General features: G+C 47.6%; 27 protein-coding genes. 20 read left to right on the plus strand and 7 right to left on the minus strand.

Annotated features, from left to right (window positions below; all coding sequences use genetic code 11):
• Nucleotides 1-98: 98 nt before the first annotated feature.
• The gene (gene efeO, locus BQ5809_RS02680; protein WP_003785713.1) at nt 99-1,280 is read right to left on the minus strand and encodes an iron uptake system protein EfeO; all 1,182 of its coding nucleotides are present in this window, start codon (nt 1,278-1,280) and stop codon (nt 99-101) included.
• 21 nt (nt 1,281-1,301) lie between these two features.
• Entirely contained in the window at nt 1,302-2,150 is an 849-nt protein-coding gene (gene efeU / locus BQ5809_RS02685) for an iron uptake transporter permease EfeU (RefSeq protein ID WP_003785715.1), read from the minus strand.
• A 175-nt stretch (nt 2,151-2,325) separates the two neighbouring features.
• On the opposite strand from efeU, the gene BQ5809_RS02690 reads away from it, so the two are divergent.
• The 3 genes from BQ5809_RS02690 to BQ5809_RS02700 all read left to right on the plus strand — a co-directional run bounded on the left by BQ5809_RS02690 (nt 2,326) and on the right by BQ5809_RS02700 (nt 7,332).
• A complete protein-coding gene (locus BQ5809_RS02690; RefSeq protein ID WP_032827612.1) occupies nt 2,326-3,462 on the plus strand; it encodes a M14 family metallopeptidase in 1,137 nt (378 codons plus the stop codon).
• Nucleotides 3,463-3,858: 396 nt separating this feature from the next.
• The gene (locus tag BQ5809_RS02695; RefSeq protein ID WP_003785725.1) at nt 3,859-4,887 is read left to right on the plus strand and encodes a transferrin-binding protein-like solute binding protein; all 1,029 of its coding nucleotides are present in this window, start codon (nt 3,859-3,861) and stop codon (nt 4,885-4,887) included.
• Nucleotides 4,888-4,929: 42 nt separating this feature from the next.
• Complete coding sequence (locus BQ5809_RS02700; protein WP_003785727.1) at nt 4,930-7,332, plus strand: TonB-dependent hemoglobin/transferrin/lactoferrin family receptor; 2,403 nt, start codon at nt 4,930-4,932, stop codon at nt 7,330-7,332.
• A gap of 89 nt (nt 7,333-7,421) precedes the next feature.
• Here BQ5809_RS02700 and metG read toward each other — a convergent pair whose 3' ends face one another.
• Nucleotides 7,422-9,476 (minus strand): methionine--tRNA ligase, encoded by a 2,055-nt coding sequence (gene metG, locus BQ5809_RS02705; RefSeq protein ID WP_032827613.1) that lies wholly within the window; start codon nt 9,474-9,476, stop codon nt 7,422-7,424.
• Nucleotides 9,477-9,517: 41 nt separating this feature from the next.
• The gene (locus BQ5809_RS02710; RefSeq protein WP_003785731.1) at nt 9,518-9,772 is read right to left on the minus strand and encodes a hypothetical protein; all 255 of its coding nucleotides are present in this window, start codon (nt 9,770-9,772) and stop codon (nt 9,518-9,520) included.
• Between the two features lie 343 nt (nt 9,773-10,115).
• On the opposite strand from BQ5809_RS02710, the gene BQ5809_RS02715 reads away from it, so the two are divergent.
• The 13 genes from BQ5809_RS02715 (at nt 10,116) to ykgO (ending at nt 19,275) form a co-directional block, all read left to right on the plus strand.
• Complete coding sequence (locus BQ5809_RS02715; RefSeq protein WP_003789747.1) at nt 10,116-10,301, plus strand: hypothetical protein; 186 nt, start codon at nt 10,116-10,118, stop codon at nt 10,299-10,301.
• An 88-nt stretch (nt 10,302-10,389) separates the two neighbouring features.
• Nucleotides 10,390-11,448 (plus strand): lysozyme inhibitor LprI family protein, encoded by a 1,059-nt coding sequence (locus tag BQ5809_RS02720; protein ID WP_003785735.1) that lies wholly within the window; start codon nt 10,390-10,392, stop codon nt 11,446-11,448.
• Between the two features lie 180 nt (nt 11,449-11,628).
• Nucleotides 11,629-12,411, plus strand: coding sequence for an indole-3-glycerol phosphate synthase TrpC (gene trpC / locus BQ5809_RS02725; protein WP_003785737.1), 783 nt, complete (start codon nt 11,629-11,631; stop codon nt 12,409-12,411).
• Nucleotides 12,411-12,911 carry a putative periplasmic lipoprotein gene (locus BQ5809_RS02730; RefSeq protein WP_032827615.1) on the plus strand — a complete coding sequence of 167 codons (501 nt, stop codon included), beginning with the start codon at nt 12,411-12,413 and terminating at the stop codon, nt 12,909-12,911. Before trpC ends, BQ5809_RS02730 begins: the two co-directional genes overlap by 1 nt.
• A 15-nt stretch (nt 12,912-12,926) precedes the next feature.
• Nucleotides 12,927-13,799 (plus strand): lipid A biosynthesis lauroyl acyltransferase, encoded by an 873-nt coding sequence (locus BQ5809_RS02735; protein WP_032827668.1) that lies wholly within the window; start codon nt 12,927-12,929, stop codon nt 13,797-13,799.
• The gene (locus BQ5809_RS02740; protein WP_003785740.1) at nt 13,792-14,487 is read left to right on the plus strand and encodes a winged helix-turn-helix domain-containing protein; all 696 of its coding nucleotides are present in this window, start codon (nt 13,792-13,794) and stop codon (nt 14,485-14,487) included. The genes BQ5809_RS02735 and BQ5809_RS02740 overlap by 8 nt, the downstream gene beginning before the upstream one ends.
• A 4-nt stretch (nt 14,488-14,491) precedes the next feature.
• The gene (phoR, locus tag BQ5809_RS02745; RefSeq protein ID WP_003785742.1) at nt 14,492-15,817 is read left to right on the plus strand and encodes a phosphate regulon sensor histidine kinase PhoR; all 1,326 of its coding nucleotides are present in this window, start codon (nt 14,492-14,494) and stop codon (nt 15,815-15,817) included.
• A 168-nt stretch (nt 15,818-15,985) separates the two neighbouring features.
• Nucleotides 15,986-16,876 carry a tRNA glutamyl-Q(34) synthetase GluQRS gene (gene gluQRS, locus BQ5809_RS02750; protein WP_003785744.1) on the plus strand — a complete coding sequence of 297 codons (891 nt, stop codon included), beginning with the start codon at nt 15,986-15,988 and terminating at the stop codon, nt 16,874-16,876.
• Between the two features lie 14 nt (nt 16,877-16,890).
• Nucleotides 16,891-17,091, plus strand: coding sequence for a hypothetical protein (locus BQ5809_RS02755; RefSeq protein ID WP_003785746.1), 201 nt, complete (start codon nt 16,891-16,893; stop codon nt 17,089-17,091).
• A gap of 402 nt (nt 17,092-17,493) precedes the next feature.
• The gene (locus BQ5809_RS02760) at nt 17,494-18,033 is read left to right on the plus strand and encodes an NUDIX hydrolase (RefSeq protein WP_003785750.1); all 540 of its coding nucleotides are present in this window, start codon (nt 17,494-17,496) and stop codon (nt 18,031-18,033) included.
• Entirely contained in the window at nt 18,030-18,791 is a 762-nt protein-coding gene (gene gloB / locus BQ5809_RS02765) for a hydroxyacylglutathione hydrolase (protein WP_003785752.1), read from the plus strand. Before BQ5809_RS02760 ends, gloB begins: the two co-directional genes overlap by 4 nt.
• A gap of 86 nt (nt 18,792-18,877) precedes the next feature.
• Complete coding sequence (locus tag BQ5809_RS02770) at nt 18,878-19,150, plus strand: type B 50S ribosomal protein L31 (RefSeq protein ID WP_003785753.1); 273 nt, start codon at nt 18,878-18,880, stop codon at nt 19,148-19,150.
• On the plus strand, nt 19,150-19,275 hold the full coding sequence (ykgO, locus tag BQ5809_RS10185) for a type B 50S ribosomal protein L36 (RefSeq protein WP_003785754.1): 126 nt from the start codon (nt 19,150-19,152) through the stop codon (nt 19,273-19,275). The genes BQ5809_RS02770 and ykgO overlap by 1 nt, the downstream gene beginning before the upstream one ends.
• A 53-nt stretch (nt 19,276-19,328) precedes the next feature.
• Here the strand turns inward: ykgO and BQ5809_RS02775 are convergent, their stop codons facing one another.
• From BQ5809_RS02775 to BQ5809_RS02785, 3 genes are all read right to left on the minus strand, one after another.
• A complete protein-coding gene (locus BQ5809_RS02775) occupies nt 19,329-20,516 on the minus strand; it encodes an LD-carboxypeptidase (RefSeq protein WP_032827616.1) in 1,188 nt (395 codons plus the stop codon).
• Nucleotides 20,516-20,923, minus strand: coding sequence for an HIT family protein (locus BQ5809_RS02780; RefSeq protein ID WP_003785756.1), 408 nt, complete (start codon nt 20,921-20,923; stop codon nt 20,516-20,518). Before BQ5809_RS02780 ends, BQ5809_RS02775 begins: the two co-directional genes overlap by 1 nt.
• Before the next feature lie 195 nt (nt 20,924-21,118).
• Nucleotides 21,119-22,306 (minus strand): LysM peptidoglycan-binding domain-containing protein, encoded by a 1,188-nt coding sequence (locus tag BQ5809_RS02785; protein ID WP_003789765.1) that lies wholly within the window; start codon nt 22,304-22,306, stop codon nt 21,119-21,121.
• A gap of 157 nt (nt 22,307-22,463) precedes the next feature.
• Here BQ5809_RS02785 and def point away from each other — a divergent pair, with 157 nt between their 5' ends.
• The 4 genes from def (at nt 22,464) to BQ5809_RS11390 (ending at nt 24,790) form a co-directional block, all read left to right on the plus strand.
• On the plus strand, nt 22,464-22,967 hold the full coding sequence (gene def / locus BQ5809_RS02790) for a peptide deformylase (RefSeq protein WP_003785760.1): 504 nt from the start codon (nt 22,464-22,466) through the stop codon (nt 22,965-22,967).
• An 80-nt stretch (nt 22,968-23,047) separates the two neighbouring features.
• The gene (gene fmt, locus BQ5809_RS02795; RefSeq protein WP_003785763.1) at nt 23,048-23,977 is read left to right on the plus strand and encodes a methionyl-tRNA formyltransferase; all 930 of its coding nucleotides are present in this window, start codon (nt 23,048-23,050) and stop codon (nt 23,975-23,977) included.
• An 80-nt stretch (nt 23,978-24,057) separates the two neighbouring features.
• Complete coding sequence (locus tag BQ5809_RS02800; RefSeq protein ID WP_230478928.1) at nt 24,058-24,234, plus strand: oligoendopeptidase F; 177 nt, start codon at nt 24,058-24,060, stop codon at nt 24,232-24,234.
• Nucleotides 24,235-24,526: 292 nt separating this feature from the next.
• Nucleotides 24,527-24,790 carry a transposase gene (locus tag BQ5809_RS11390; protein ID WP_003789867.1) on the plus strand — a complete coding sequence of 88 codons (264 nt, stop codon included), beginning with the start codon at nt 24,527-24,529 and terminating at the stop codon, nt 24,788-24,790.
• Nucleotides 24,791-24,806: the final 16 nt, after the last annotated feature.

The following is a 24,806-nucleotide window of genomic DNA, read 5'->3' on the forward strand; positions in this document are numbered from 1 at the left end:
TTGATGTCGGAGTCAAGACCGCCAACTTACATCTGAAATAACCAAAGCAGCCTGCACTTTTTATTCACCAAACCAAAGTGCAGGCTGCCTGTTTTCGTTTACTTCAAGCCCAACGTGCCACGCAATTGTGCTAAATCTTCTGCCAGCGTATTGATAGGTGCTTGCAAGGCTTTGCGGTCGGTATCGCTCAATTTGTCATAAGTTTGGAAGCTTTTGCCATCGCGGTATTTTGCCAAGACTTCGTTTACTTGTTTCAAATTCGCGTCCACTTTGTCCAACAAGGCTTGGTTTTTCTCGGCGATTTGTGGGCGGAACAAATCCACAATTTTTTGTGCGCCGTCCATGTTCGCTTGGAAATCGCTCAAATCGGTGTGGCTATAACGGTCTTCTTCGCCCGAAATTTTGCTGCCTGCCACTTCTTCAATCAACACCGCAGCACCGCCCACTACTTTGTTTGGTGGGAAGTTCAACACGTCAATTTCCGCTTTGAGTTTGCGAACATCGTCTTGCAAGCGGTCGGCAATCGCGCCCACATCAGCAACCGATTTTTCTACCCACAATGCGTATTCCAAACGGTGGAAACCTGTAAATTCTGGGTCTTTGGGCCCTTGTTTGAAGTCGTCTTCACGCGCGTCAATCGCAGGGTCTAGCTCGTTGAACAATTCAGCAATCGGCTCAATGCGCTCGTAGTGTGTCCGCACATCGGCAAACATTGCTTTGGCTTCGTCTTGTTTGCCAGTTTTAATCGCAGCAACAAAGGCTTCGGTTTTGCTCACCAATTCCACCGCTTCGGCTTGAACGTATTTTTTATACGCTGCCAACGGTTCAGCCAATTTCGCTAAATCCGCTTCGCCGCCTGCTTGTTTGAAACCGCTGTCGGTAACAACCAATTTACCGCGCGGGTTGTTCAACAAACCGCAAGTCATGGCGTATTCACCAGGTAACAAGGTAACAGTCATTTTATCGCGCAAGCCTGGGGCGATGTTTTCACGCTCGTCCACCACCATAACGCCGTTCAAAATTTCCCATTCCAGTTTACGCGAGCTGTTGTTTTGGATTTGGAACTCCACTTGTCCGCTTGGCACGGTCAATTCCATCGGTTCGCAAGCTGTGTCGTTTATCGCCACTTGCACCGCACCACCAGCCGCAGCCGTTGCACCTGAAGTCGCGCCAGAAGCAGGCTGTGCAGGTTCAGCAGGTTTGTCGGCAGCAGGTGGTTGGCAAGCGGTGAGTGCCAACAAAGTGGCAATTGCTAATGAATTTAAAGCCATTTTTTTCATGATTAAAGACCTTTTTTAAAGTTAATTGGAAGCAGACCGTGCAGGCTGCTTTTGACGTAAAAACAAATACAAAACAGGAATCAAGTAAACAAAATACAAAATAAAATCCGCCAAAACAGGGTGGTCGGTGTAGCCAAAAAAGCCACTCAACACCACGCCCAATGGGCTGTCTTCGTGCAACACGGCAGAAAAATCCAACGGCGTGTGCGATGACCAATCCAACGGATTGACTTGCCACACATTCCATACGCCTGCTTCGTGCAAAGCTCGGAACGCGCCTGCAAACAAGCCTGCTGCCACAAAAATCAAAAACACGCCTGTGATGCGGAAAAATTTCGCCAAATTGATACGAATGCCACCTTGATACACCAAATAGCCAACCACGATTGCCAGCAGCAACCCCGACACCGCGCCAATCGGCATTCGTGGCGACGGGCTTTGTTCAAACACCGCAATCAGGAAAAACACCGTTTCCAAGCCTTCGCGGATAACGGCTAAAAATGCCATCAACACCAATGCCCAGCCTTGCTTGTTGCCTTGATTCAAAGCCACTTGCACCGATTGTTGCAGGCTGCTTTTGAGCGATTTGGCTGCTTTTTGCATCCACAAAATCATATAAGTGAGCATGACCACCGCAATCAAGCCCAACGCGCCAACCACAAATTCTTGCTGTTTTTGTGGGATTTCGCCTGTGGTGCGATGAATGCCATAGCCCACACCAGCGCACATCAACATTGCTAATGCCACACCCAGCCACACTTTGGGCATTAAATGCGTGTAACCCGATTGGCGCAGAAAACCTGCCACAATGCCCACGATTAGCGCAGCTTCAATACCCTCGCGCAAGGTAATCAACAAAGCAACCCACATAGTTTTTATCCACAAAATGACAATGTAAGAATTATGTTCCCAATTTTTTGCAAATACAAACTATTTTTATTATGATGTAAAGCATCGCAAACAAAGCAAAGCAGCCTGCACACAAAATGTGCGCCAAATCGCATATAATAGACACATTGTTTACCAGCCCATTTAGCAAAGGCTCATCATGAAAATTTCCACTCAATTTGACGCAGGCGCGATTATTGTGCGCGATTTAAGTCAGCCCGAACACATTCGTCTAGCCTTGCGTCCCGACAATGCCTCATCGTTCAAACAATGGTTTTATTTTCGTTTACAAGGCGCGGCATACACCCCTTGCGTGATGCACATTGAAGACGCGCACGAAGCCGCCTATCCTGCTGGCTGGGACGGCTATCAAGCCGTTGCGTCCTACGACCGCCAAAACTGGTTTCGCGTGCCAACTACCTACGAAAATGGCGAACTCATCATCACGCACACACCGCTTGCCAACAGCATTTACTACGCTTATTTTGAACCGTATTCGCACGAACAACATCTGAATTTGCTCGGCGAAGCGCAAGGTAGCGGCTTGTGTCAAATTGACGACTTGGGCAGCACGGTGCAAGGGCGCGACATCAATTTGCTGACCATTGGCAACCAAGTGGATAGCGATTTAAAAATTTGGGTCATTGCCCGTCAGCACCCAGGCGAAACGATGGCAGAATGGTTTATGGAGGGCTTTTTGTCGCGCTTACTAGACCACCAAGACCCAACCGCACGCACTTTGTTGGATAAAGCCACGTTTTACGTTGTGCCGAACATGAATCCAGATGGCTCGTTTTTGGGCAATTTGCGTACCAACGCGGCAGGCGCAAATTTGAATCGCGAATGGCTAGAACCCAGTATAGAACACAGCCCCGAAGTGTTTTATGTGCGCGAAAAAATGCACGAAATTGGCGTAGATATGTTCTTGGACGTGCATGGCGACGAGGGTTTGCCCTATGTCTTCGTGGCAGGCACAGAAGGCGTGCCAAACTACAATCAACAAATTGCCGATTTAGAAACGCTGTTCAAAAACGCATTGCAGGCTGCTTCACCCGATTTTCAAGATGTGTATGGCTACGAAAAAGACGCGGCAGGACAAGCCAATTTGAGTATGGCAACGGCGTATGTGGGCAACACGTTTGGCTGCTTGGCATACACGCTGGAAATGCCGTTTAAAGACAACAACAATTTGCCCGATGACGATTTTGGCTGGAACGGACAACGTTCGTTGCGTTTGGGCGAAAGCATGCTGACTGCGACGCTTGCCGTTGCCAAAAATTTGCGTCCTGAATAGGGGTAATTTAATCGTCATATTTAATGTATAGTGAATTAAATTTAGATTAGTACAGCGTTGTCAACTCCCTTATGTACTAGGTGTACACGGCGGTCGTTGTCGCCTTGTCCTAATCTAAATTTAATCCACTATATAAAGTGCAGGCTGCTTTTAACGGATTCTTTTCCGCAAAAAGCAGCCTGCACTTTTTGTTTTGATGTGGTAGTTGTAATACTTATATTGCTATTTTGAAAAATGACACAGTATTTAGTTTGTATGTAAAGAATCTTTAAAAAATGTTTGCTATACATACGTCAAATCGTTTAAAATTTAAAAATAGTAATAATTACTATTTATCTGCAAATGGATTAAATCTACATTTTTTAAATCAAACGAAATCAATCACGAGGTTAAGATATGAAACTCAACTCAAAACACACCTTAACCGTAGCCATGCTACCTTTTTTATTGAATGCTTGTGCAGGCGGTGGCAATGTTTCGGTACCAGAGATTATTGTTCCACAAATTGTTGCGCGTGCATTGGATAAAACATCAGCATCTGTGCAAGCTAAGCCTGATGCAAATGTGGCAACTTTTTCAAGCAATTCAGATAGTAAGATAGAACAATATACGATTAGCGAGCCAAGTATTATCCCTGGCGTGCTTCGTGTAGAAGATGAGCTGGTTTACACTTTGGCTAGCGGTAAAAGCTACCGATTCGATAAATTTAATACGTTGGTACTGACTTCGCAATCAACACCCGGTATTCGCAAATTACCAAATGTTCAGGCCATGACTCCGACAGATGATGGCGGGCGCATTATCGCTTGTTGCGATAGCTCAGTATCGGGCATGTTGTTTTCTGATTTGAAAGCGAGCCGTTTTGGCATATGGATGTCGCCAACAGGGCAAGCGGAAGTCTTTTCTGGAGGCAAGTTGGCGGTGGCAGCAGATTTGCAAGGAAGTAATGTCAATGGACAACCAAAAGGCAAGGCGACCTATCAAGTGGTTGCGTTACGGAGCAAGGGTAATCATGCCGTCACTTCAACATTTGAAAGCACGTACACATCAAGCAGCTATGCTACCGCTGTTAATGTTTCGCGCTTAACGGTGAACTTTAATACCAATAAATTGGGTGGCACGATTATTGGCAATCAAGATTTTGGCGCACCGGTGGAAATGAAAGATGTTACTTTAAACGGTAGCAAATTTAGCGGTACGGCAGAATCGGCAGGAAAAATAGGACGGGTTGAAGGTGGTTTGTTTGGAGAAGCGTGGCGCTCTCCCTATTCAGGTAATTTTTATTACAACGGCGCAGGCGGTAAAGAAATTGGCGGTGTGATTACATTCCCAGCTGATAAATCGCTCAATACCGCGTTTGGTGGCGTTCGCAGCAATTATGACGACAAAACCGATAGCCAAGATTTAACCCCAGTAAACAATTAACCGATTTGATGTGATTTAACCTAAACATAGGCAATAGAATAAATGAAACAACCGTTTAAACTAGGCATGATGACAGTATTGGTGCTGTCGGCTTTTCCTGCTATGGCGGCAGATGAAACAAGCAATTTGAAAACGATTGAAGTGCGCGGTTCTCGCACACCTGCCAAATTGGGCGAAACTACCACCAAACGCAAAATGCTAGACGAAAACATGGTGCAAGATATGCGCGATTTAGTGCGCTATGACCCTGCGGTTAGCGTGGTTGAAGGTGGACGTGGTAGCACCAATGGTTTCGTAATTCGCGGTGTAGACAAAGACCGCGTGGCAGTAAATATTGACGGCTTGGCGCAAGCAGAAAGCCGCTCTTCCGAAGGTTTCCAAGAATTATACGGTGCGTATGGTAACTACAATGCCAATCGTAATGCCAATGAATTGGAACATATTTCCGAAGTGAGCATCAAAAAAGGCGCAGATTCCATTACTTCGGGTAGTGGTGCGTTGGGTGGTTCGGTTAATTACAAAACTAAATCGCCAACAGAAGTAGTGAACGAAGATAAACCTCTCTATCTAGGTGCAAAAACAGGCTACACAGGGCGAGACAAAGGCAAAGTGAGCAGCATTGACGTGGCAGGCTACCTCAAAGGTTTTGATGCGCGTTTTGTTTACACGCATCGTCAAGGTCATGAGTTGCGCAATAATAACAATGGTGCAACCGACAATGTTAAATTCAGAGAAACCGTATGGGACCCTACTCGAAGAAAAGGCTCTGCCAGTCAGTTTGGCTCGTTGGGTAAATTCCGTTCCAGAACCGACCCGCAGGCGTATGTGTCCAGAGCCACGCTATTTAAAACAGGCTATCATTTTAACGATAGCAATTATTTGAGCTGGATGTATGAAGACTACCGTATGGATCGCAAAACCGATGAGTTGTCTAATGTGTGGGCGGCGGACTTTACGGGTAGCAGCCCTGTTAATGCGGATATGCGAAAGCGCAACGATGTAACCTATATCAAACGTACAGGCGTTCAATACGAAAATCGCATGGAAAACGGCTTGTGGGATAAGTTGGAACTAAGTTACGACCGACAAAAAATCCAAATGAGCACGATGACGTGGGACATTCCTGTTACATGGAAAGAAGGCGTTAATTCGGATATTTACTACGGATTCCGCCGCATTGACCAACGCACCTCGCAAGGTCAAATCCGAGCCAATAAGGATATGCAATTTGGCAATGTAACTTGGAGCACCAGTTATGGCACAGGTTTTAGCAAAGCTACCAACCAAAACGACAATTATGCCCATACGGTTCGTGCCTTTAAGCCAACAGTTTATACCAGCGGCAATATGGATAACGAAGTGTTCATGGAAGCCGAAAGCAAAAAACGCCATGTTTATTGGAATAATAACTTCCACTTTGGCAAGGCATTACGCATTGGTTTGGGTGTTCGCCGTGACTGGGTAACCAATCGAACCCTACCAAGCGAAAAAGTGTTGGACAGCATGCGTCAAGCAGGTTTGGAAAATGCACAAGCTAAATTCAATGCCACCAGTTATGCTGTGAGTGCTGATTGGCAGTTTGTTCCAGGTTGGACATTGTTGGGTAAATATGGCACGGCATTCCGAGTGCCAACAACCGATGAAATGTGGTTTGCTTTCCCGCACCCCGATTTCACGGTGGAAGCAAACGATAAATTGCGCCAAGAAAAAGCGCGCAATATTGAAATTGGTTTGTCCAATCAAGGTGCTTGGGGCAATATTTTGTTGTCAGGTTTCCAAACGCGTTATTCTGATTTTATTGATTTCGCTTATATTGGACTGAAAAGTGGTTCTTTCTTCAATACTAAAACAAGGCAGCGCGAATCTCGTGGTTACAGCGCACCGACTTGGAAAAACGTGAATCGTGATTCTGCCAAAATCAAAGGGATAGAATTATCAGGATTGTGGAAATTAGATAGCATTGGTTTACCCAAAGGCATGTTTATGAGTTGGACAGCCAGCTATCTAAAAGGTCATGCGACACAAGAAGATGGCAGCGAAACCCCAATTAACGCGCTCAATCCATTTGGCGCAGTAGTAGGTTTGGGCTATGTGCATCCAGAAAACCGTTGGAGCATTAAAACTAATATCAGCTACACCGCGCGTAAAAAAGCCGAAGACACCGTCCACAGCTATGAAGACGGTGCCAATCCGTGGCCATATGCCAAATACAGCCGCGATTATGTGGTAGTGGATTTGAGCGGTCATTACACTTTTGGTAAATATTTGACTTTGCGTGCTGGCGTGTTCAATTTGTTTGATAAGCATTACTACACTTGGGATAGCTTGCGCAGCATTCGCGAGTTTGGTACGGTAAATCGAATTGATAACGCAACGGGCGCAGGTCTCCAACGATTCTCTGCACCAGGACGCAATTTTGCGGTGTCGTTGGAAGCGAAGTTTTAAGGTATTGTTAGACAAAAACAATGTGCAGGCTGCTTTTGAATAATTAAGCAGCCTGCACATTGTTTTAGATTTTTTGAGTAGCTTAAAACTTAACCCACTTTATCGCCAGGCTGCGCACCTTCGTGGACGGTCAGCAATTTCAAATTATGGTCTTTATCTGCCGCGCTCAAAATCATACCTTCTGACACGCCAAATTTCGCCATTTTGCGTGGCGCGAAATTTGCCACCGCAATCACCATTGTACCGTTCAATTCCGCAGGGTTCGGATAGCTCGCCGCAATGCCCGAGAAAATCGTGCGTTGCTCAAAACCAAAATCCACGCTAAATTTCAACAACTTCGTGCTGCCCTCAACCGCCTCACAGTTTAACACTTTCGCCACGCGCATATCCACTTTCATAAAATCGTCAAAGCTGCATTGCTCGGCAACTGGCGCAAATTCATTGTTTGTGGCTGCTGGGGTTTCAGGGGCTGCCTGAATCGTTTGTTTGTTCGCTTCTACTAAATCGTTCACTTGTTTTTCCTCAATACGTTGCATTAAATGTTCATATTTGTTGATGATGTGGTTTTCAGGCAGCGTGGAAACCGTGTGCGCCCAATCCAATTTTTCCACATTCAAAAACACCGCCGCTTGCGTTGCCACATTCGGCAAAACAGGCGACAAATACGCCGTTAAAATCTTGAATGCGTTAATCAATTCGCTGCACACTTCGTGCAAACGCTGTTCCGCGCCGTCTTGTTTCGCCAATTCCCAAGGCTTGTTCGCGTCTACATATTCATTGACCAAATCCGCTAAACCCATGATTTCACGCAAGGCTTTTGCGTATTCGCGGCTTTCGTAATCGTTGGCAATGGATTCCGATTTTTCGGTTAATTGGGCAATCAATTTGCTGCCTGAAACATCTTGCAGGCTGCCTGAAAAGCGTTTCGCAATAAAACCACTTGCACGAGCAGCGATGTTTACATATTTACCCACCAAATCGCTATTCACACGCGCAATAAAATCTTGTAAATTCAAGTCAATATCTTCAATTTTGCTATTCAATTTCGCGGCGATGTAGTAACGCATCCATTCGGGATTTAAACCTTGTTCCAAATACGATTTCGCGGTAATAAACGTGCCGCGAGATTTAGACATTTTCTGACCGTCCACCGTCAAAAAGCCGTGCGCGAAAATGCCAGTCGGGGCGCGATGTCCACTAAATTCCAGCATTGCCGTCCAAAACAGCGCGTGGAAATACAAAATATCTTTGCCAATGAAATGATACATTTCGGTTTGGCTGTCTTTTCCGAAAAATTCGTTAAAATCCAAGCCGATACGGTCGCAAAGATTTTGGAACGAAGCCATGTAGCCCACAGGTGCGTCCAACCAAACGTAGAAATATTTATTCGGTTGGTCGGGAATTTCAAAGCCGAAATATGGCGCATCGCGTGAAATATCCCAGTCGGACAATTCGCCGTCTTTGAGCCATTCGTTCATTTTGTTGAGTGCTTCGGGTTGCAAATGCGCTTTGCCGTCCGTGCTGCCTGAAGTCCATTGTTTTAAATAATCCGCGCATTCGCTTAATTTGAAAAAGAAATGTTCGGTTTCTTTCATTACGGGCGTTGCACCTGACACGGCGGAATACGGTTTAATCAATTCGGTTGGCGAATAGGTTGTGCCGCACACTTCGCAGTTGTCGCCGTATTGGTCTTGGGCGCGGCATTTGGGGCATTCGCCTTTGACAAAACGGTCGGGCAAAAACATTTGTTTTTCGGGGTCAAACAGTTGGTTAATGTTTTTGCTGGCGATTTTGTTGTTGGCTTTGAGTGCCAAGTAAATTTGTTCGGAATATTTTTTGTTTTCAGGCGAATGGGTTGAGTAATAATTGTCGTAGCCAATGCCAAAACCTGTGAAATCTGCCAAATGTTCGGCGTGGGTTTTGTCAATCATTTGCTCGGGGGTAATGCCTTGTTTTTCGGCGGCGAGCATGATTGGCGTGCCGTGCGTGTCGTCCGCGCAGCAGTAATAGCATTCGTGTCCGCGTGATTTTTGGAAGCGTACCCAAATGTCGGTTTGGATATGTTCAACCATATGTCCTAAATGGATTGAGCCGTTGGCGTAGGGCAGGGCGGAAGTAACCAAGATTCTTCGTTTTTGTGTCATAGTAGCTTTCTTTATATGTTGCAGAATGAATAAAAGGAGTATTATGCCACAGTTGTAAAGTTGCTTTTGGCGATTTGCAACCTTATTGGGCGATTAACCAATAAGTTTATAAAAATCATATCTATAATTGCTAATAATAAGGATTTTTTAAAAAGGCTATTCAATTGGAAATTATGTACTGTTTGTATGGCTGTCTTGTCTATTGCAGCCTGCACTAACGAAAATACAAGTAAAAAAGATAATTCTGCTTCTGCACCAGCGACAAACAGCGTTGCGCCCACAGCCAAAGATGTCATCGTTATTGGCTCTGACCCGAACTATCCGCCATATAACTTATTGTGCAGCCGTTAAAAGCGCAAAGCGTGGCAGAAAATACCGATTTGGTTTTTTGCTGTGGATAAAGACAAACCTGAGTTGTTAGCCAAAATCAACGCAGGTTTGCAAAATCTGAAACAATCGGGTCAGTTGGAAAAAATTTAGCAAAGATGGGCGCAATATCAATTTAAATAAGACCTATCATTCAAAAACAATCGTTTGACTATTATATTGACTGCTATTGTGAAATAGCAGCCAATTTGTCTATTCATACTAAAATTCCTGTTGCATACCAAAAGACTGTTTAAGAAAAGGAAAATCATCATGCTAGATTTATTAACTGGTATCGGCGAATTGCTATCCAGCCTGTACGATGCGATTCAACAAATGCGCCAAGAATGGCGAACCAAAAAACGAATATCCGCCGTTTGGTTGATTTTGTTCGTGCTGATAGTGGCACTTTTGCTGCTTTTGGCGGTGCTGGGTATCGTTGTGATGCAATCGCGCTAACCAAAAGTGCAGGCTGCTTTTTGTAGCCCTTAAACTCTATTTTTGCTATGATAACGGCTATTTTTTTCAAAACCACAGGTCATTTCACATGAAAAAAACCGTTTTTTATACTGCATTATGGGCGGTGTTATCGCTCGCAGCGTGTCATCAAGACAAATCTGCACCAGCCGCCAGCGTAGCATCTGCCGCATCAACCGCTTCTGCGCCAGCCGTTCAAGTATGCGAACATCCTGAATTAGCGCAACAAATCAAACAAAGCATGGTGCAAACCATTGGGCAGAATGACCGCTTAATGCAATCGGAAAACGCAAATTGGCTAGATGCTGTACAACTGACCGCGATTGCCAACAAGTTGGATATTACTATCGACCCAGCACAACCCAATCTTAACGCTTGCCAAACGCAAGTGCATATTACTTTGCCGCAAGATGTTGTCGCGCAAGCCAAAAAATTCGCGCCTTTGCTGCAAAGTGCCGACCCTGTTGTATGGATTAGCGACAAAACCACAAGCAGCAACGTTCAGTTTGACGGCAACAAATTGGTTGTGCCATTTAGTTTTACTTTGAACAATCAAACCATTATGCCAAGCGATAACACCTTGAACAACGTGGCGACTTTGATTGCCGATGCCTTATTGCCAGCGAGCATCAAAGCCAAAATTGAAGTAAACGGCAAAACCATGAGTCGCGAACAGGCGTTGAAAAAACTCAACGAACCGCAAGAAGTGCAGGCTGCTTCTGAACCGCAAGCGGTGGAAGTTGCACCTGTTAGCGAAGACATTCCAGCACCGCCAAGCCCAGAAGAAATGGCGCGTCAAGCCAAACCTGCGGCGGCATCTGCACCCGAAATTCTAACTCCGCCCACGCAGCCAAAAAGCCGTGTCAGCCAAAACGACATCAACCAAGCGAATCGAGACAACGCAGCTGCCGACCAAGCGATTAAAAATTCGTGGCGCAAAATTTCGCCCGATATTCAGCAAACTTTGGTTGCCGAACAGCGCGATTGGGAAAGCAAAAAGAACGTGTCTTGTCGCAATGCGGCGGCAAAAGGTGGCAGCGCAGCCGAAAGCCAATATTTGCAAATGCAATGCGATACGCGCTTAACTCGCGAGCGTGTGCAATATTTGAATGGATACAGCATTGAATAATTAATGTGCAGGCTGCTTTGTATAGTGGATTAAATTTAGATTAGGACAAGGCGACAACGACCGCCGTGTACATCTAGTACATAAGGGAGTTGGCAACGCTGTACTAATCTAAATTTAATTCACTATAAACATAAAAAGCAGCCTGCAATTTCTATCACACCAACAACAGAAAGCCTGCTCATGTCCGACATTCTGCAAAAAATCCTGCACACCAAAGCGCAAGAAGTCGCGCAACAAAAAACCGAAATCTCTTTGGAAGCTATGAAACAACTGGCGCAACAAGCCGAACCTGTGCGCGATTTTATCGCTGCCATTCGTGCCAAACACGCAGCAAAGCAGCCTGCAATTATCGCCGAAATCAAAAAAGCCAGTCCGTCCAAAGGCTTGATTCGTGCTGATTTTAACCCTGCGCAACATGCCCAAGACTACGAAAGCGCAGGCGTGGCGTGTTTGTCGGTGCTGACCGATGAGCCGTATTTTCAAGGTTCGCCCGATTATTTGCGTCAAGCCCGTGCCGTCGCGTCGCTGCCTGTGTTACGCAAAGATTTTATGATTGACGAATACCAAGTCTATCAAGCGCGTGCGTGGGGTGCGGACGCCATTTTGTTGATTGCCGCTGCGCTAGACGAAGCCACTTTGCTGCATTTGGAGCAAGTGGCGCACAGCTTGGGCATGGCGGTGTTGCTGGAATTGCACGATGAAAGCGAGTTGGCAAAATGCACGCGCCTAACCACGCCTTTGCGCGGCGTGAACAACCGTAATTTGCGTACGTTTGATGTGGATTTGCAGCAAACCATCGCGCTGTTGCCGCATTTGGCTGGGCAAATTGTCGTAACCGAAAGCGGCATTGCGGGCAAGGCTGATGTGGATTTCATGCAATCGCACGGTGTTCACACGTTTTTGATTGGCGAAACCTTTATGCGCGCCGACAACATTGCGGCGGCTGTTCGTACTTTGTTTTGATGATGAAATCTTTTGTTTATTTAAGTGCAGGCTGCTTTTTGCTGGCAGCGTGTTCGCCCAGCGAAACAACATCGCCCGAATCTAACCACAGCAGCAGCCCAGCCGCCAGTCAATCGGTGGTGGCGGAACAGCTGCTGAATGTGGCTTCGCGTGAAAACATTTTGCAAACCAGCCAGCAGGCGATGCAAAACGCCAGTGCGTCCGATGTGGCAAACGAATGGACGGTTACGATGCCGACTTCTGCGCCCGAATCTTTGCCCTTGCCTGCGCCACAAAGTGCGTCCAGCACCAGCCATTTGCCGCCACTCAACGCGGTGTGCGAGCAATATTATCAACGCGCCGATGCGTGTTTTGCCAAACAGGGCGACGATGCCAACGAATTGCGTTTGCAAAATCAAACGGCTCGCGAAGACGCGCTGCGCCAACAACCAGATGAAGCAGCCTGTACCGCGCTCAACCGTAGTTTTGACGCGGTGGCGCAAAATCTTGGCTGCGAATAACCCGAACTTTTTATGATGAAATTGGCTTTTATTTTTTTGCGACTTTTGTCGTATTTGCCGCACAGCAGCCTGCGCGTTTTGGCGCGATTTTTTGGCTGGTTGTGCTATGCCTTGGTTGTGCCGCGTCGCCAAATCGGCAAAAAAAATCTGCAACTGTGCTTTCCGCATTTGTCGGACGATGAACGCCGCACCATTTTGCGCGAACATTTTTATCACATGGCGTTGTTGATTTTGGAATACGGGCGATATTGGTATGGCGATGCAAACACCTTGCGCCAAGCGGTGTGCTATCAAGACAAACATTTTTTGGACGATGCGTTGGCGGCGAATCAAAAAGTGATTTTGCTCTATCCGCACTTTACCGCGTTTGAAGCGGCGGTGTACGCGCTCAACCAAGATGTGCCGCTGATTAGCGTGTATTCACATCAAAAAAATGCCGAATTGGACGCGCAAATTTTGCGTGGGCGACATCGTTACGACAACGTGTTTTTGATTGGACGCACCGAAGGACTACGCGCCATTATCAAACAAATTCGCCAAAGTGCCGCACCGTTTTTGTATTTGCCTGACCAAGATTTTGGCGTAAAAGACTCTATTTTTGTGGACTTTATGGGCGTGCAAACCGCTACGATTACAGGCTTGTCGCGCATTGCCAAAATGACCGATGCCAAAGTGATTCCAGCCATTCCCACGCGCCAAAGCGATGGCACGGTGCAATTGCGCTTTTATCCTGCGTGGGACGACTTCCCTAGTGCAGACCCTGTTGCCGACACGCAGCGCATGAACGATTTTATTGCCGCGCGTGTTTTAGAGCAGCCTGCACAGTATTTTTGGTTGCACAAACGCTTTAAAACGCGCCCAAATGGAGAATCTTCGTTTTATGAATAAAACGCGAATTTTGGTGGTGGAAGACGAAATGCCGATTCAAACGCTGATTGCGTTTTCGTTGCAGCAAGCGGGGTTTGACGTGCAATGTGCCAGCCATGTGCAGGCTGCACGGGAACTCATCGCGCAACAAAGGCACGATTTATTGCTGCTGGATTGGATGTTGCCCGATGGCGATGGCGTATCGTGGATAGCGGAACTTCGCGCCCAGCCAGCCACCGCCGCGCTGCCGATTATTTTGCTCACTGCACGCAGCGAAGATGCCGACAAAGAACATGGCTTTGCCCAAGGCGCAGACGATTACTTGACCAAGCCCTTTTCGCCACGCGAATTGATTGCGCGAATCCACGCCCGATTGCGCCACAGAGTGCAGGCTGCTTTGCCTGTTTCGCTGATTCAAATGGGCAATTTGCAGCTCAACCCCGATACACAGCGCGTGAACGCAGGCAGCCTGCACTTGGAATGCAGCAGCAGCGAATTCAAATTGCTGCATTTTTTAATGCAACACCCCGAGCGCGTGTTCAGCCGCCGCCAGTTGCTAGACCATGTTTGGGGCGAAGACGCTTTTGTGGAAGAACGCACGGTGGATACACAAATCGGGCGATTGCGCCGCCTGCTGGAAACCGCCAATATTGGGCATTACATTCAAACGGTGCGTGGCAGCGGCTATCGTTTTTCGGTGATGGAGTAAGCCTATGTCGCCCTATTCCATTCACATTTGGGTGCGCGTGTTGCTCGCGGCAACGGTGTGTGCGCTGGCGTTTTCTTTGTATGGCGCATTGGGCTTGGCGATTGCGTGGGCAGCCTGCACCACTTTGTGGCTGTATCACAATTTGCGCGGCATACGTCAATTTACACGCGCCCTGCATACTCAATCGCCCAACCAAACCATTTCGTTTACCAATGGACACGGCTTGTGGGTGCAACTTTTGTCCGACATTCATCGCCGCGACCGCGTTAATCGCAAACATCGCACTCAACTACATCGCACCGTGCAACGCTTTCAAGCCGCTGCCGAATCCATGCCCGAAGCCATTGTGTTGCTCAACAAAAACGGGCGCATTCAATGGTTTAATCATCTTGCCATTGACTATTTTTCGCTGTCGCCCGAACACGCACTCGGCAGCGCGTTGCATAAACACATTGCCAACGCCGATTGCCAAGCGTTTTTGCAAGCAGCCTGTACGTCTAATCCCCAAGAATTGCGTTTTACGCTCAACCAAGACAACGGACGAATGCGCCATATTCGCCTGATTCGCACCGCGTTTATGCAGCAATCGGAATTGATTATTGCCGAAGACATTAGCCGCGCCGAACAGTTGCAAGCCACGCGCACCGCCTTTGTTGCCAACGTGTCGCACGAATTACGCACACCGCTCACCGTTATCAACGGCTTTTTGGAAACGCTTGCCGATTACCCCGATTTGCCCAGCGAACAACGCGCTCAATTTGTTGCGCTCATGCAAAACGAAAGTCAGCGTATGCTCAATTTGATTCACGATTTGATGACGCTGTCGGCTTTGGAAGACCCGCAGCAGCAAACCGCGCCCAAAGCAGCCTGCAATATCAGCGATTTGGTGCAGCAAATTGTGCAAGACGCGCAACGCTTGTCAGCAGGTAAACACCAAATCATCGCCGACATTGAAGCCGATATTAACCTGCTGGCACGAGAACGCGAGCTGTATCAAGCCTTGTCCAATTTGGTGTTTAACGCGGTGCGCCACGCAGGCGAAGGTTGTCAAATCCACATCGGTTTACAGCGCATTGCCAACCCCAATCCCTATAAGCCACCGTTGGCGCAATTTTCGGTGCGAGACACAGGCAAAGGCATTGCGCCCGAACATTTGCCGCATTTGACCGACCGTTTTTATCGCGCCGATTCAGGACGCAGCCGTGAAAATGGTGGCACAGGCTTGGGGCTTGCCATAGCCAAACACGCGCTTGCCAACCACCAAGCCAGTCTGCACATTCGCAGCGAATTAGGCGTTGGTAGTGAATTTATGACGCAGTTGCCGACTTGATGCTATCCTGCAATCTGTTCCTTCTCCTTTGGGAGAGGAGAGGCAATTTGGTACGATAGCAATTTAATATCGCTGGAATACCACGATTTTCGCTCTCCCTAACCCTCTCTCACAGGATAGGGAATGAAATAGCTGAATATCCAAAATTTCAATAAAACAATAATCATCATGTACATCGGACGATTTGCCCCCAGCCCCACAGGATTACTCCACATCGGCTCGCTGCTAACCGCGTTGGCATCGTATGCAGACGCACGCGCCCATGGCGGACGCTGGCTGGTTCGCATGGAAGACCTAGACCCACCACGCGAAATGGCAGGCGCAGCCAGTCAAATCCTATTCACGCTAGAACAATTTGGCTTGGAATGGGACGGCGAAGTCGTCTATCAAAGCCAACGCCATCATCTGTATCGCGCCGCCTTAAACGACTTAATCACGCGCCAGCTTGCCTATCCCTGCTATTGCAGTCGCAAAGATTGGCACGCCGCCGCCAAAATGGGCGTGGACGGTTTTGTGTACAACGGTTTGTGCGCCCAATCGCCATCGCCCCAACATCAAAATCCGTCCAAGCAGCCTGCATGGCGAATGCGCGTTCCCGACCAAATCATCGCCTTTGATGATGCAATAGTCGGAAGCTACGCCCAAAATCTCGCCCACGACATTGGCGATTTTGTGCTGCTGCGTGCCGATGGTTTTTGGGCGTATCAACTCGCCGTTGTGGTGGACGATGCTGAACAAGGCATCACTCACATTGTGCGCGGACAAGATTTGCTCGTGTCCACGCCGCGTCAAATTTGGCTACAAAGCAGCCTGCACTTGCCCACACCGCATTACGCCCATTTGCCGCTGCTCACCAATCAACACGGACAAAAATGGAGCAAGCAAACGCTCGCCCCAGCTTTGGATTTGACCCAGCGCGAACAACTGTTGCGCCAAGTCATGCACTATTTACAGATTCCGCCTGCGCCCGAAGTCAATCATTTGGCGGATTTATTGATGTGGTGCATACAACATTGGCAAATGCGCCGCGTGTCGCCCGAAGCCATTCGCACGGAATAGCAGAGAAAATCATCATGATAAGAGAGTTTGGCATCGCATTTTTACAATCTTTTGGCATGACTTTTTTGTCGTTGTTGTTGCATTATGTGATAAGCGGTTCGGGCATTTGGGGAAACGACGAACTGGATTTTGGTGAATGGATTAAATTGGTTTGGCAGCTCGCTTTATTCTGTTTGTGTTTAGCGTGCTTGAAAGAGTTTGTGTTACCGAAATAATGAGCGCGTAGGTCGGCGGTCTTGATCCCGATAAGTTAAAGTCAATCAAGTGCAGGACTAATCTAAATTTAATTCACTATACTTATCCTTCAAGCAAAGAGTAAATCTGTTACGCAGGCATTCCCATTCCCAATAAAAAAGAAGCAAAATGGGGGCTGGCAAACCAACATTTTTGTTATAGCCTCTTGTGGACAAAGACCAATATGGGCTGATAGCGTAAGACATCACAATGTTTAATCATCTGGACGACTATTTTATAGATTCCATGTATCAAATCATGGATTTTGTCATCAAACAAAATAATCTGTCGTTAAAGAAGGAAAAAGTTAATTTGGCATGGAAACAGGGTGCATAGGTGCGACACAATGCACTCAACCACTTCAATCAACAAGGGAAAAAATCATGAACCTACAAGAAACCCTAATCAGCAGCAGCCCGATTGACCACAGTGGTTTTCTCAAAATCAACCGCGACCAAATTCGTTTGCCCAATGGCAGCGAACACGAACGCGTAGTGATTCGCCACCCTGGGGCAGCCTGCGTGTTGGCGATTACGCCCGATAACCGTGTGGTGTTGGTGCGTCAATGGCGACACGCAGCAGGACGCGATATGTTGGAAATTCCAGCAGGCAAGCTGGACGATGGCGAAGACCCAGTGCAATGTGCTTTGCGCGAATTGGGCGAAGAAACGCCGTATGCAGCGGAAAAAGTAGAAAAAATAATCTCGTTTTACACCGCCCCAGGTTTTTGCGATGAAGTGTTGCATTTGTATCGCGCCATCAACATCACGCCTACAAGCAGCCTGCAACCCGACCAAGATGAATTGCTGGAAGTAGAATTGCTTACCGCCGAACAAGTGCACGCTGCCATGCAATCGGGCGATATTTGCGATGCGAAAACCTTGATTGCATTGCAATTTTGGCTAATGGAGCAAGCGCGATGAGTAGCCTGCACATCGTTCCCATTCCTGCGCTGAACGACAATTATATTTGGCTGTTGCAACAAGGCAACGAAGCGATTGCGATTGACGCAGGGCAAGCCGAGCCTGTGTTGGCGTATGTGCAGCAGCACGGTTTGCAACTGGTGCAAATTTGGGTTACGCATCATCATGGCGACCACACGGCTGGCATTGCGGCATTGCAGGCTGCTTTTCCGCGTTGCCAAGTGTTTGGCGCACACGATATTGCGGCGGCAACGCAAATTGTGCAAGAAGACAGTCAAATAAGTTGGCAAAACAAACAGATAGACGTTTGGCAGATTGCAGGACACACGGCAAATCATCTTGCCTATTTATTGCGCGATGACGAGCAGCTGCACGTTTTTTGTGGCGACACGCTGTTTTCGGCTGGCTGTGGGCGCGTGTTCCCCGATAGCCAACCCGAATGGCTGTATCGCAGTTTGCAGCGCATTGCCCGCCTGCCGAGCGACACCTTGCTTTATCCAGCGCACGAATATACCGCCAGCAATTTGCGTTTTGCCGCGCACATTGAGCCGAACAATCCGCACATTGCCGTCGCGCAAGCAAAAGCAGCCTGCACACCGACTTTGCCTGTATCGTTGGCGCACGAGCAGCAAATCAACCCATTTTTGCGCGTACATTTGCCCGAAGTGCAGCAGCGTGTGGCGGAACATTATCAAGCGGACTTGGTTGATGATGTTGCCGTGTTTACCGCGTTGCGTGAGTGGAAAAATCGGTTTTAGCGGAACAAAGCAGCCTGCACTTTTTGAGAACAACTTGCAAATCTGTGATTATTGTTATACCATAACATCTTTACAAGGAGAACGGTATGAAACCCAATATTCACCCCGAAAATTATCGGACAGTTTTGTTTTTTGACAGCAGTGCGGAAACAGGTTGGCTGATTCGCTCGTGTGCGCCCACCAATCAAACACGTCAATGGACGGATGGCAACACCTATCCCGTGTTTTATGTGGATACGTCATCGGCATCGCACCCAGCCTACACAGGCAAACAGCGCGAACACCACAAAGAAGGCCGCGCCAGCCAGTTTAATCAACGTTTTGCAGGCATGGTGTCTGCGTTTAGAAAGGGTAAATAATGCAAGTTTTGTCTTCATTAAAAGCCGCGAAACAACGTCATCGCGATTGTCAAATTGTACGCCGCCGCGGCAAAGTGTATGTGATTTGCAAATCCAATCCACGATTTAAAGCGCGACAACGATAAAAAGCAGCCTGCACATTCCATTTGCTGAATGTGCAGGCTGCTTTTTTTGTTGATTAAAATTCCGCGTCCACTTGATTATCGCCAGCCATCCCACTTTCCAACACAGGCATAGGCGGTGGCAACAGCGCAGACAAATTCAAACTTGCCGCATTCAAAGTCGGATAACCGCTAAACGTGATTTGATAGCCGCCAGCCGAATTGCCACGCAAAGCAGCCTGCGCCCCCAGCGGAAACGTGGTTTTGTGGGCAATGTGTCCAAACGGAAAGCCCGTCAGCACAGGAATGCCAGCCACGCGCGAAATCGTTTGCGCTACGCTGTTGAGCGTGTAGCTGCTGTCATACACATCGCGGATATTGCCCATGCGGAAATCGCCCAAAATAATGGCGCGTTGCTTTTTCAAAATGTCAGCCAAATGCAGCGTTTGCAACATACGCTCAATGCGATACGGCTGCTCGCCCACGTCTTCCAAAAACAGCAATCCGCCCTGAATATTCGGCATATACGGCGTGCCAACCAGCGATACCAACACGCTCAAATTGCCGCCCCACAACACGCCGTCCACATTTGGCACGCTGCTGGTTTGGTAGTTTGGCACGTTCACGGTAACGCTTTGGCTGGTAGTCGTGCGGATAAAACTGTCCATGGTGTACGCATCTAGCGGCGTTTTGGCAAATTCGCTATACAGCATCGGGCCAGCAAAACTCGGCGTAATAGATTGCGCCAACAATGCCAGTTGAATCGCGGTTACATCGCTGAATCCAAACAACAAAGTTTGCACTTCCTGCATACGCGCACCCAAACTCGCCCAATCAATATGCGGTAACAAACGCGCTGCGCCATAGCCGCCGCGCACCCCCATCAACATTTTGGGCGTGGCGATTTTGCCTGTGGCGATGTCTTGCAAATCGGCAATGCGTTCGGCATCGCTGCCTGCAAATCGCTGAAAACGGCGATACGCAGCTTGATGATTGCTAATCACAAACCCCGCACCGTGCAGCGCGTTCAAACCATTTTGAATGCGCGTTGGGTCTTCGCAAAAGCCCGAGCTGGCGAACAAATGCAGGCTGCTTTGGTTAGACGATGTGTTTGGGCGATTGGGTTGCGTACTGGGCATAGTGTTTGCAGTTGGTGTAACGCTTGGCATGGGTTTGGGCGAGCTGCCACACGCAGCCAAAATGCCGCTGCTCATCGCCAAAGCAGAGTGTTGAAGTAAGTGTCGGCGTGAAAGTTGAATCGTCATCATGTTGCTCCGTTTAGAATTTGTTGGACTTGTTGTACCCAATTATCGGGCAAAGTGCAGGCTGCTTCGCGGTTTGGCGTTGCCCAAATCGGCGCGGGAAAACACGCATCGTCACTAAATCGCGCAATAATATGCCAATGCAAATGCGGTACAACGTTGCCCAAACTCGCCAGATTGATTTTGGCTGGCTGCAACACTTGGAGCATTGCCGCTTCCACGCGATAGACCATTTCCATGATTTCGTGGCGTTGTTCGGGCGGCAAATCGGTCATTTCGGCAACGTGTTCGCGCCAAATCACGCGACAAAAAGCAGGCGCATTGGCTTCGTTGTGTACCGCAATCACGCGCAGATTGGGCGTGGTCAGCAAAATTTCTTCGTTTTGCGCGTGGCAAAGTGGGCAAGTCATGTTTTGTTTTTCCTATTGATGTGTAAACAAAAGTGCAGGCTGCTTTTTGAATCACTCAAAAGCAGCCTGCACTCTAACACATAGCGAAGTGAAATAAAAATAGGACAAGGCGACAACGTCCGCCGTGTGCAAATAGCACATAAGGACGTTGGCAACGCCGTACTATTGCAATTTCACTTTGCTATAAATGCACGATTAACGTTTTACTTCTACTGCGCTTGTACCGAACGTATCCAAATCGCGACCTGGCGCAGCTACTGCATCGTTTACGTTGATGTTGCTGATGCTTTCCAGAATAATCGCAGACGAGACATTCGCGCTAGTGCGGTACACCATTGCCAAGCCGATTTCTTCAACTGGTGTGTTCACATAAGGCGTAGCATCTTTGTTGCCAGCGCGAGACCATTCGGTTTTCAGCACCGAGCCACGACGATACAAGCCTACCACTGTGCCAACATCCAAGCCGTCCGCTTCACCCTTGTTCAGGATAATAGACTGCATTGCGCCTGCTTCGCTGATACCGTCCATCACCGATACGATACGTGCCGATAAGTTTGCAGCAGATTCGTGTGGCATGATGTTGAAGTTTTTCAAATCATCGGGTGCTTTAACCAAGTAATCGCCTTTGCGGATTTCTGATACAGCGTTTTCCACAACCATTGGCTGTGCGGTACGAACCACAACTGGGCGTTTGTCGGTATTTGCCACATATTCGTTGGCTTGAAGTTTTTGTTGCGCTTCGGCGGTGCGGTGTGCCAATGCGCTGTTCTCGCTTGTTAAAGTTGCTAATTCACCTGCAAATTCAACTAACTGCCCCAAGTTTTTGCCTGTTTCAGGGTCTTTCAAGTCGCGGTTCACGCGGAATACCAAGTATTTGCCAGGTTCGGTGATGCCGTCAGCAAATACGCGGTCGCCAGTTGAATACAATACGCGCGAATCTTGTCCGCCAACCAAACGTGGCAAATCTTTAATTTGCTCGGCAGTCATGAATTGTGGGTGTTTCATAAACAAGCGATAGAAGTCCACGTTCAAGGTGCTGATGCCGTAGCCAGAACCTAAATTGCGGATTTGCGGGCTCAATTTAATGGTTGGAATACCGCCTTGTACGCCCAAACGTGGCTGACCATTCACATAAGTCAATACCAACACTTGACCTGGATAAATCAAATGTGGATTGCGGATTTGGCTGCGGTTTGCACCCCACAATGCTGGCCATTTCCATGGACGGTATAGATATTTACCCGAAATACCCCACAAGGTGTCGCCTTGTTTAACGGTATATCGTGCAGGCGCACCTGGACGAACGCGCAAATTCTCTGCAATAGCAGGAGATGAAATAATCATGCCAGCAGCGCAAAGCAAGGTTATAATAGACTTTTGCATCATAATTCCCTCAATTTGGATTACACTATTTAACGAATAAACGTAATAATAGTGCATTTTAAAGTGTTTGGGCTAGTTTTATGCCAACAAACGTAAACAAAAATGGCAAGTATGCCACACATTAAACAAAAACACACGATTAGAAAGACAAAACATCATGGCTTTATTACCGATTTTGACTCACCCCAACGAACGATTACACATTGTCGCGCAACCTGTGGTGCAAGTAGATGACCGCATTCGCACGCTGGTGCAAGACATGGCAGAAACGATGTATGCAGCGCGTGGTATTGGCTTGGCAGCGACGCAGGTTGATGTACACGAGCGCGTGGTGGTGATTGATTTGTCCGAAGAACACAATCAACTGCTGGCTTTAATTAACCCTGTGATTACCAAAAAAGACGGCGAAACGACTTATGAAGAAGGTTGCTTGTCTGTGCCGGGGATTTATGACACGGTAACGCGTGCCAAAACGATTACGGTGGAATTTTTGGACACGCAGGGCAACAAGCAATCGTTGGACGCAGACGGTTTGTTGGCGATTTGTATTCAACATGAGCTTGACCATTTGGCGGGCAAATTGTTTGTGGAATATTTGTCGCCATTGAAACAAAATCGTATTAAGACGAAGTTAAAGAAACGTCAGCGCGAAACTTTATAAAATAAATCAATAAACCCAAAATGTGCAGGCTGCTTTCGCTGGATTGAAAAAGCAGCCTGCACTTTAATAAAGGATTCAACATGAAAGTGATTTTTGCAGGCACGCCCGATTTTGCTGCTGCCGCCTTAAAAGCGATTGCCGCCGCAGGTTTTGACATTCCGCTGGTTTTGACGCAGCCCGACCGCCCGAAAGGTCGCGGAATGCAGTTGCAAGCCAGCCCTGTTAAACAAGTGGCTTTGGATTTGGGATTGCGCGTGGCACAGCCCGAAAAATTGCGTAACAATGCCGAAGCCTTGCAAATGTTGCGCGATGTAGATGCCGATGTGATGGTGGCGGCGGCGTATGGCTTGATTTTGCCACAAGACGTGTTGGACACACCCAAACATGGTTGCTTGAACATTCACGCTTCCTTGTTGCCGCGTTGGCGCGGTGCTGCACCGATTCAACGCGCGATTGAAGCAGGCGATGCCGAAACAGGCGTGTGCATCATGCAAATGGACGCGGGCTTGGACACAGGCGCAGTCGTAAGCGAACACCGTTACACCATTCGCGATACCGACACGGCAAACGAAGTTCACGATGCCTTGATGGATTTGGGCGCAACGGCGATTGTGCGCGATTTACAACAGTTGCAAGCCAAAAGCAGCCTGCACGCCACACCGCAGCCCGAAACTGGCGTAACCTACGCGCAAAAATTGTCCAAAGAAGAAGCCAAAATCAACTGGAACGAAGCGGCAGAAGTGGTGGCGCGTAAAATTCGCGCATTCAACCCTGTGCCAACCGTCTGGACAGAATGGCAAGGCAAGCCGATGAAAATTTGGGCGGCACACGCAGTCGCGCAAAATGGCTCGGCAGGCACGGTTTTGGCGGTTGATGCCAATGGCATTGTGGTGGCGTGTGGCAGCGGTGCAATTTGCATAACCGAATTGCAAGTGGCTGGCAGCAAACGCATGACGGCAGCCGCGTTTCTGGCTGGACGCGAATTGGCGATTGGTGCGCTGTTTGCGTGAAGTGCAGGCTGCTTTTGAATGAAAAGATTAAGCACACGGAGAAATATCATGATTACCCTAGATTTAACCCCAAAAATAGAATGGCTATTAACGCAACAGGCGCAACATCGGGTTTGAGTGTAGAGCATTATTTAATCAATTATATCAGTGCATTAGCCAATCAATCGTCTAGCGTGGCAGAATTTATGCAAGGTAAACGGCTAGATAGTTTTTCAAGCGACCCTGTGGCATGGCAGAAAGCTGTTCTTGATGAATAAATATTTGCTAGATACTTGTTTTATTTTGGGATTGTATAGTGAATTCACTTCAAACTAGTACAGCGTTACCAACGTCCTTATGTACCACGCGTACACGGCGGGCGTCGTCGCCTTGTCCTAATTTGAATTGAATCCACTATATCAACAGAATGAGTATGCCTTGCGCTGTATGCAAAATGTATCATTTGAGCAATGTTGTGTGAGCGTGATTAACCGCATTGAACTATTGGGTTATCAAAATATAGTGGATTAAATTTAGAACCTGCATTCACAAAAATGATAAAATATCTTTATGACTAGAAAATCCTACCCAACAGACTTAACAGATGCCCAATGGCAAGCGATTGAGCCACATTTTAACCAGCTACGCCACTACAAATGGGATAAACGTCAATTAGTGAATGCCGTTTTGTATATTACCAAAACAGGTTGCCAGTGGCGTATGCTGCCCAATGATTTTCCACCTTATTCAACCGTATGGAGTTTCTATCGCAGAGCCAATCAATCAGGCTTATGGGATAGAATTCTTTTGGCATTGGTTCAAAAAAACGTTTAATCCATCAAAAACAAGC

The organism is Kingella kingae ATCC 23330 (assembly GCF_900111845.1).
In the GTDB taxonomy this organism is placed as follows: Bacteria; Pseudomonadota; Gammaproteobacteria; order Burkholderiales; family Neisseriaceae; genus Kingella; species Kingella kingae.

What these genes read in the sequence shown, in the direction of transcription:
- efeO (WP_003785713.1), bottom strand. Translation starts at nt 1,280, where the DNA reads ATGAAAAAAATGGCTTTAAATTCATTAGCAATTGCCACTTTGTTGGCA.
- efeU (WP_003785715.1), bottom strand. Translation starts at nt 2,150, where the DNA reads ATGTGGGTTGCTTTGTTGATTACCTTGCGCGAGGGTATTGAAGCTGCG.
- BQ5809_RS02695 (WP_003785725.1), top strand. Translation starts at nt 3,859, where the DNA reads ATGAAACTCAACTCAAAACACACCTTAACCGTAGCCATGCTACCTTTT.
- BQ5809_RS02700 (WP_003785727.1), top strand. Translation starts at nt 4,930, where the DNA reads ATGAAACAACCGTTTAAACTAGGCATGATGACAGTATTGGTGCTGTCG.
- metG (WP_032827613.1), bottom strand. Translation starts at nt 9,476, where the DNA reads ATGACACAAAAACGAAGAATCTTGGTTACTTCCGCCCTGCCCTACGCC.
- BQ5809_RS02710 (WP_003785731.1), bottom strand. Translation starts at nt 9,772, where the DNA reads ATGACATCTTTGGCTGTGGGCGCAACGCTGTTTGTCGCTGGTGCAGAA.
- BQ5809_RS02715 (WP_003789747.1), top strand. Translation starts at nt 10,116, where the DNA reads ATGCTAGATTTATTAACTGGTATCGGCGAATTGCTATCCAGCCTGTAC.
- BQ5809_RS02720 (WP_003785735.1), top strand. Translation starts at nt 10,390, where the DNA reads ATGAAAAAAACCGTTTTTTATACTGCATTATGGGCGGTGTTATCGCTC.
- trpC (WP_003785737.1), top strand. Translation starts at nt 11,629, where the DNA reads ATGTCCGACATTCTGCAAAAAATCCTGCACACCAAAGCGCAAGAAGTC.
- BQ5809_RS02730 (WP_032827615.1), top strand. Translation starts at nt 12,411, where the DNA reads ATGATGAAATCTTTTGTTTATTTAAGTGCAGGCTGCTTTTTGCTGGCA.
- BQ5809_RS02735 (WP_032827668.1), top strand. Translation starts at nt 12,927, where the DNA reads ATGAAATTGGCTTTTATTTTTTTGCGACTTTTGTCGTATTTGCCGCAC.
- BQ5809_RS02740 (WP_003785740.1), top strand. Translation starts at nt 13,792, where the DNA reads ATGAATAAAACGCGAATTTTGGTGGTGGAAGACGAAATGCCGATTCAA.
- phoR (WP_003785742.1), top strand. Translation starts at nt 14,492, where the DNA reads ATGTCGCCCTATTCCATTCACATTTGGGTGCGCGTGTTGCTCGCGGCA.
- gluQRS (WP_003785744.1), top strand. Translation starts at nt 15,986, where the DNA reads ATGTACATCGGACGATTTGCCCCCAGCCCCACAGGATTACTCCACATC.
- BQ5809_RS02755 (WP_003785746.1), top strand. Translation starts at nt 16,891, where the DNA reads ATGATAAGAGAGTTTGGCATCGCATTTTTACAATCTTTTGGCATGACT.
- BQ5809_RS02760 (WP_003785750.1), top strand. Translation starts at nt 17,494, where the DNA reads ATGAACCTACAAGAAACCCTAATCAGCAGCAGCCCGATTGACCACAGT.
- gloB (WP_003785752.1), top strand. Translation starts at nt 18,030, where the DNA reads ATGAGTAGCCTGCACATCGTTCCCATTCCTGCGCTGAACGACAATTAT.
- BQ5809_RS02770 (WP_003785753.1), top strand. Translation starts at nt 18,878, where the DNA reads ATGAAACCCAATATTCACCCCGAAAATTATCGGACAGTTTTGTTTTTT.
- ykgO (WP_003785754.1), top strand. Translation starts at nt 19,150, where the DNA reads ATGCAAGTTTTGTCTTCATTAAAAGCCGCGAAACAACGTCATCGCGAT.
- BQ5809_RS02775 (WP_032827616.1), bottom strand. Translation starts at nt 20,516, where the DNA reads ATGACGATTCAACTTTCACGCCGACACTTACTTCAACACTCTGCTTTG.
- BQ5809_RS02780 (WP_003785756.1), bottom strand. Translation starts at nt 20,923, where the DNA reads ATGACTTGCCCACTTTGCCACGCGCAAAACGAAGAAATTTTGCTGACC.
- BQ5809_RS02785 (WP_003789765.1), bottom strand. Translation starts at nt 22,306, where the DNA reads ATGCAAAAGTCTATTATAACCTTGCTTTGCGCTGCTGGCATGATTATT.
- def (WP_003785760.1), top strand. Translation starts at nt 22,464, where the DNA reads ATGGCTTTATTACCGATTTTGACTCACCCCAACGAACGATTACACATT.
- fmt (WP_003785763.1), top strand. Translation starts at nt 23,048, where the DNA reads ATGAAAGTGATTTTTGCAGGCACGCCCGATTTTGCTGCTGCCGCCTTA.
- BQ5809_RS02800 (WP_230478928.1), top strand. Translation starts at nt 24,058, where the DNA reads ATGGCTATTAACGCAACAGGCGCAACATCGGGTTTGAGTGTAGAGCAT.
- BQ5809_RS11390 (WP_003789867.1), top strand. Translation starts at nt 24,527, where the DNA reads ATGACTAGAAAATCCTACCCAACAGACTTAACAGATGCCCAATGGCAA.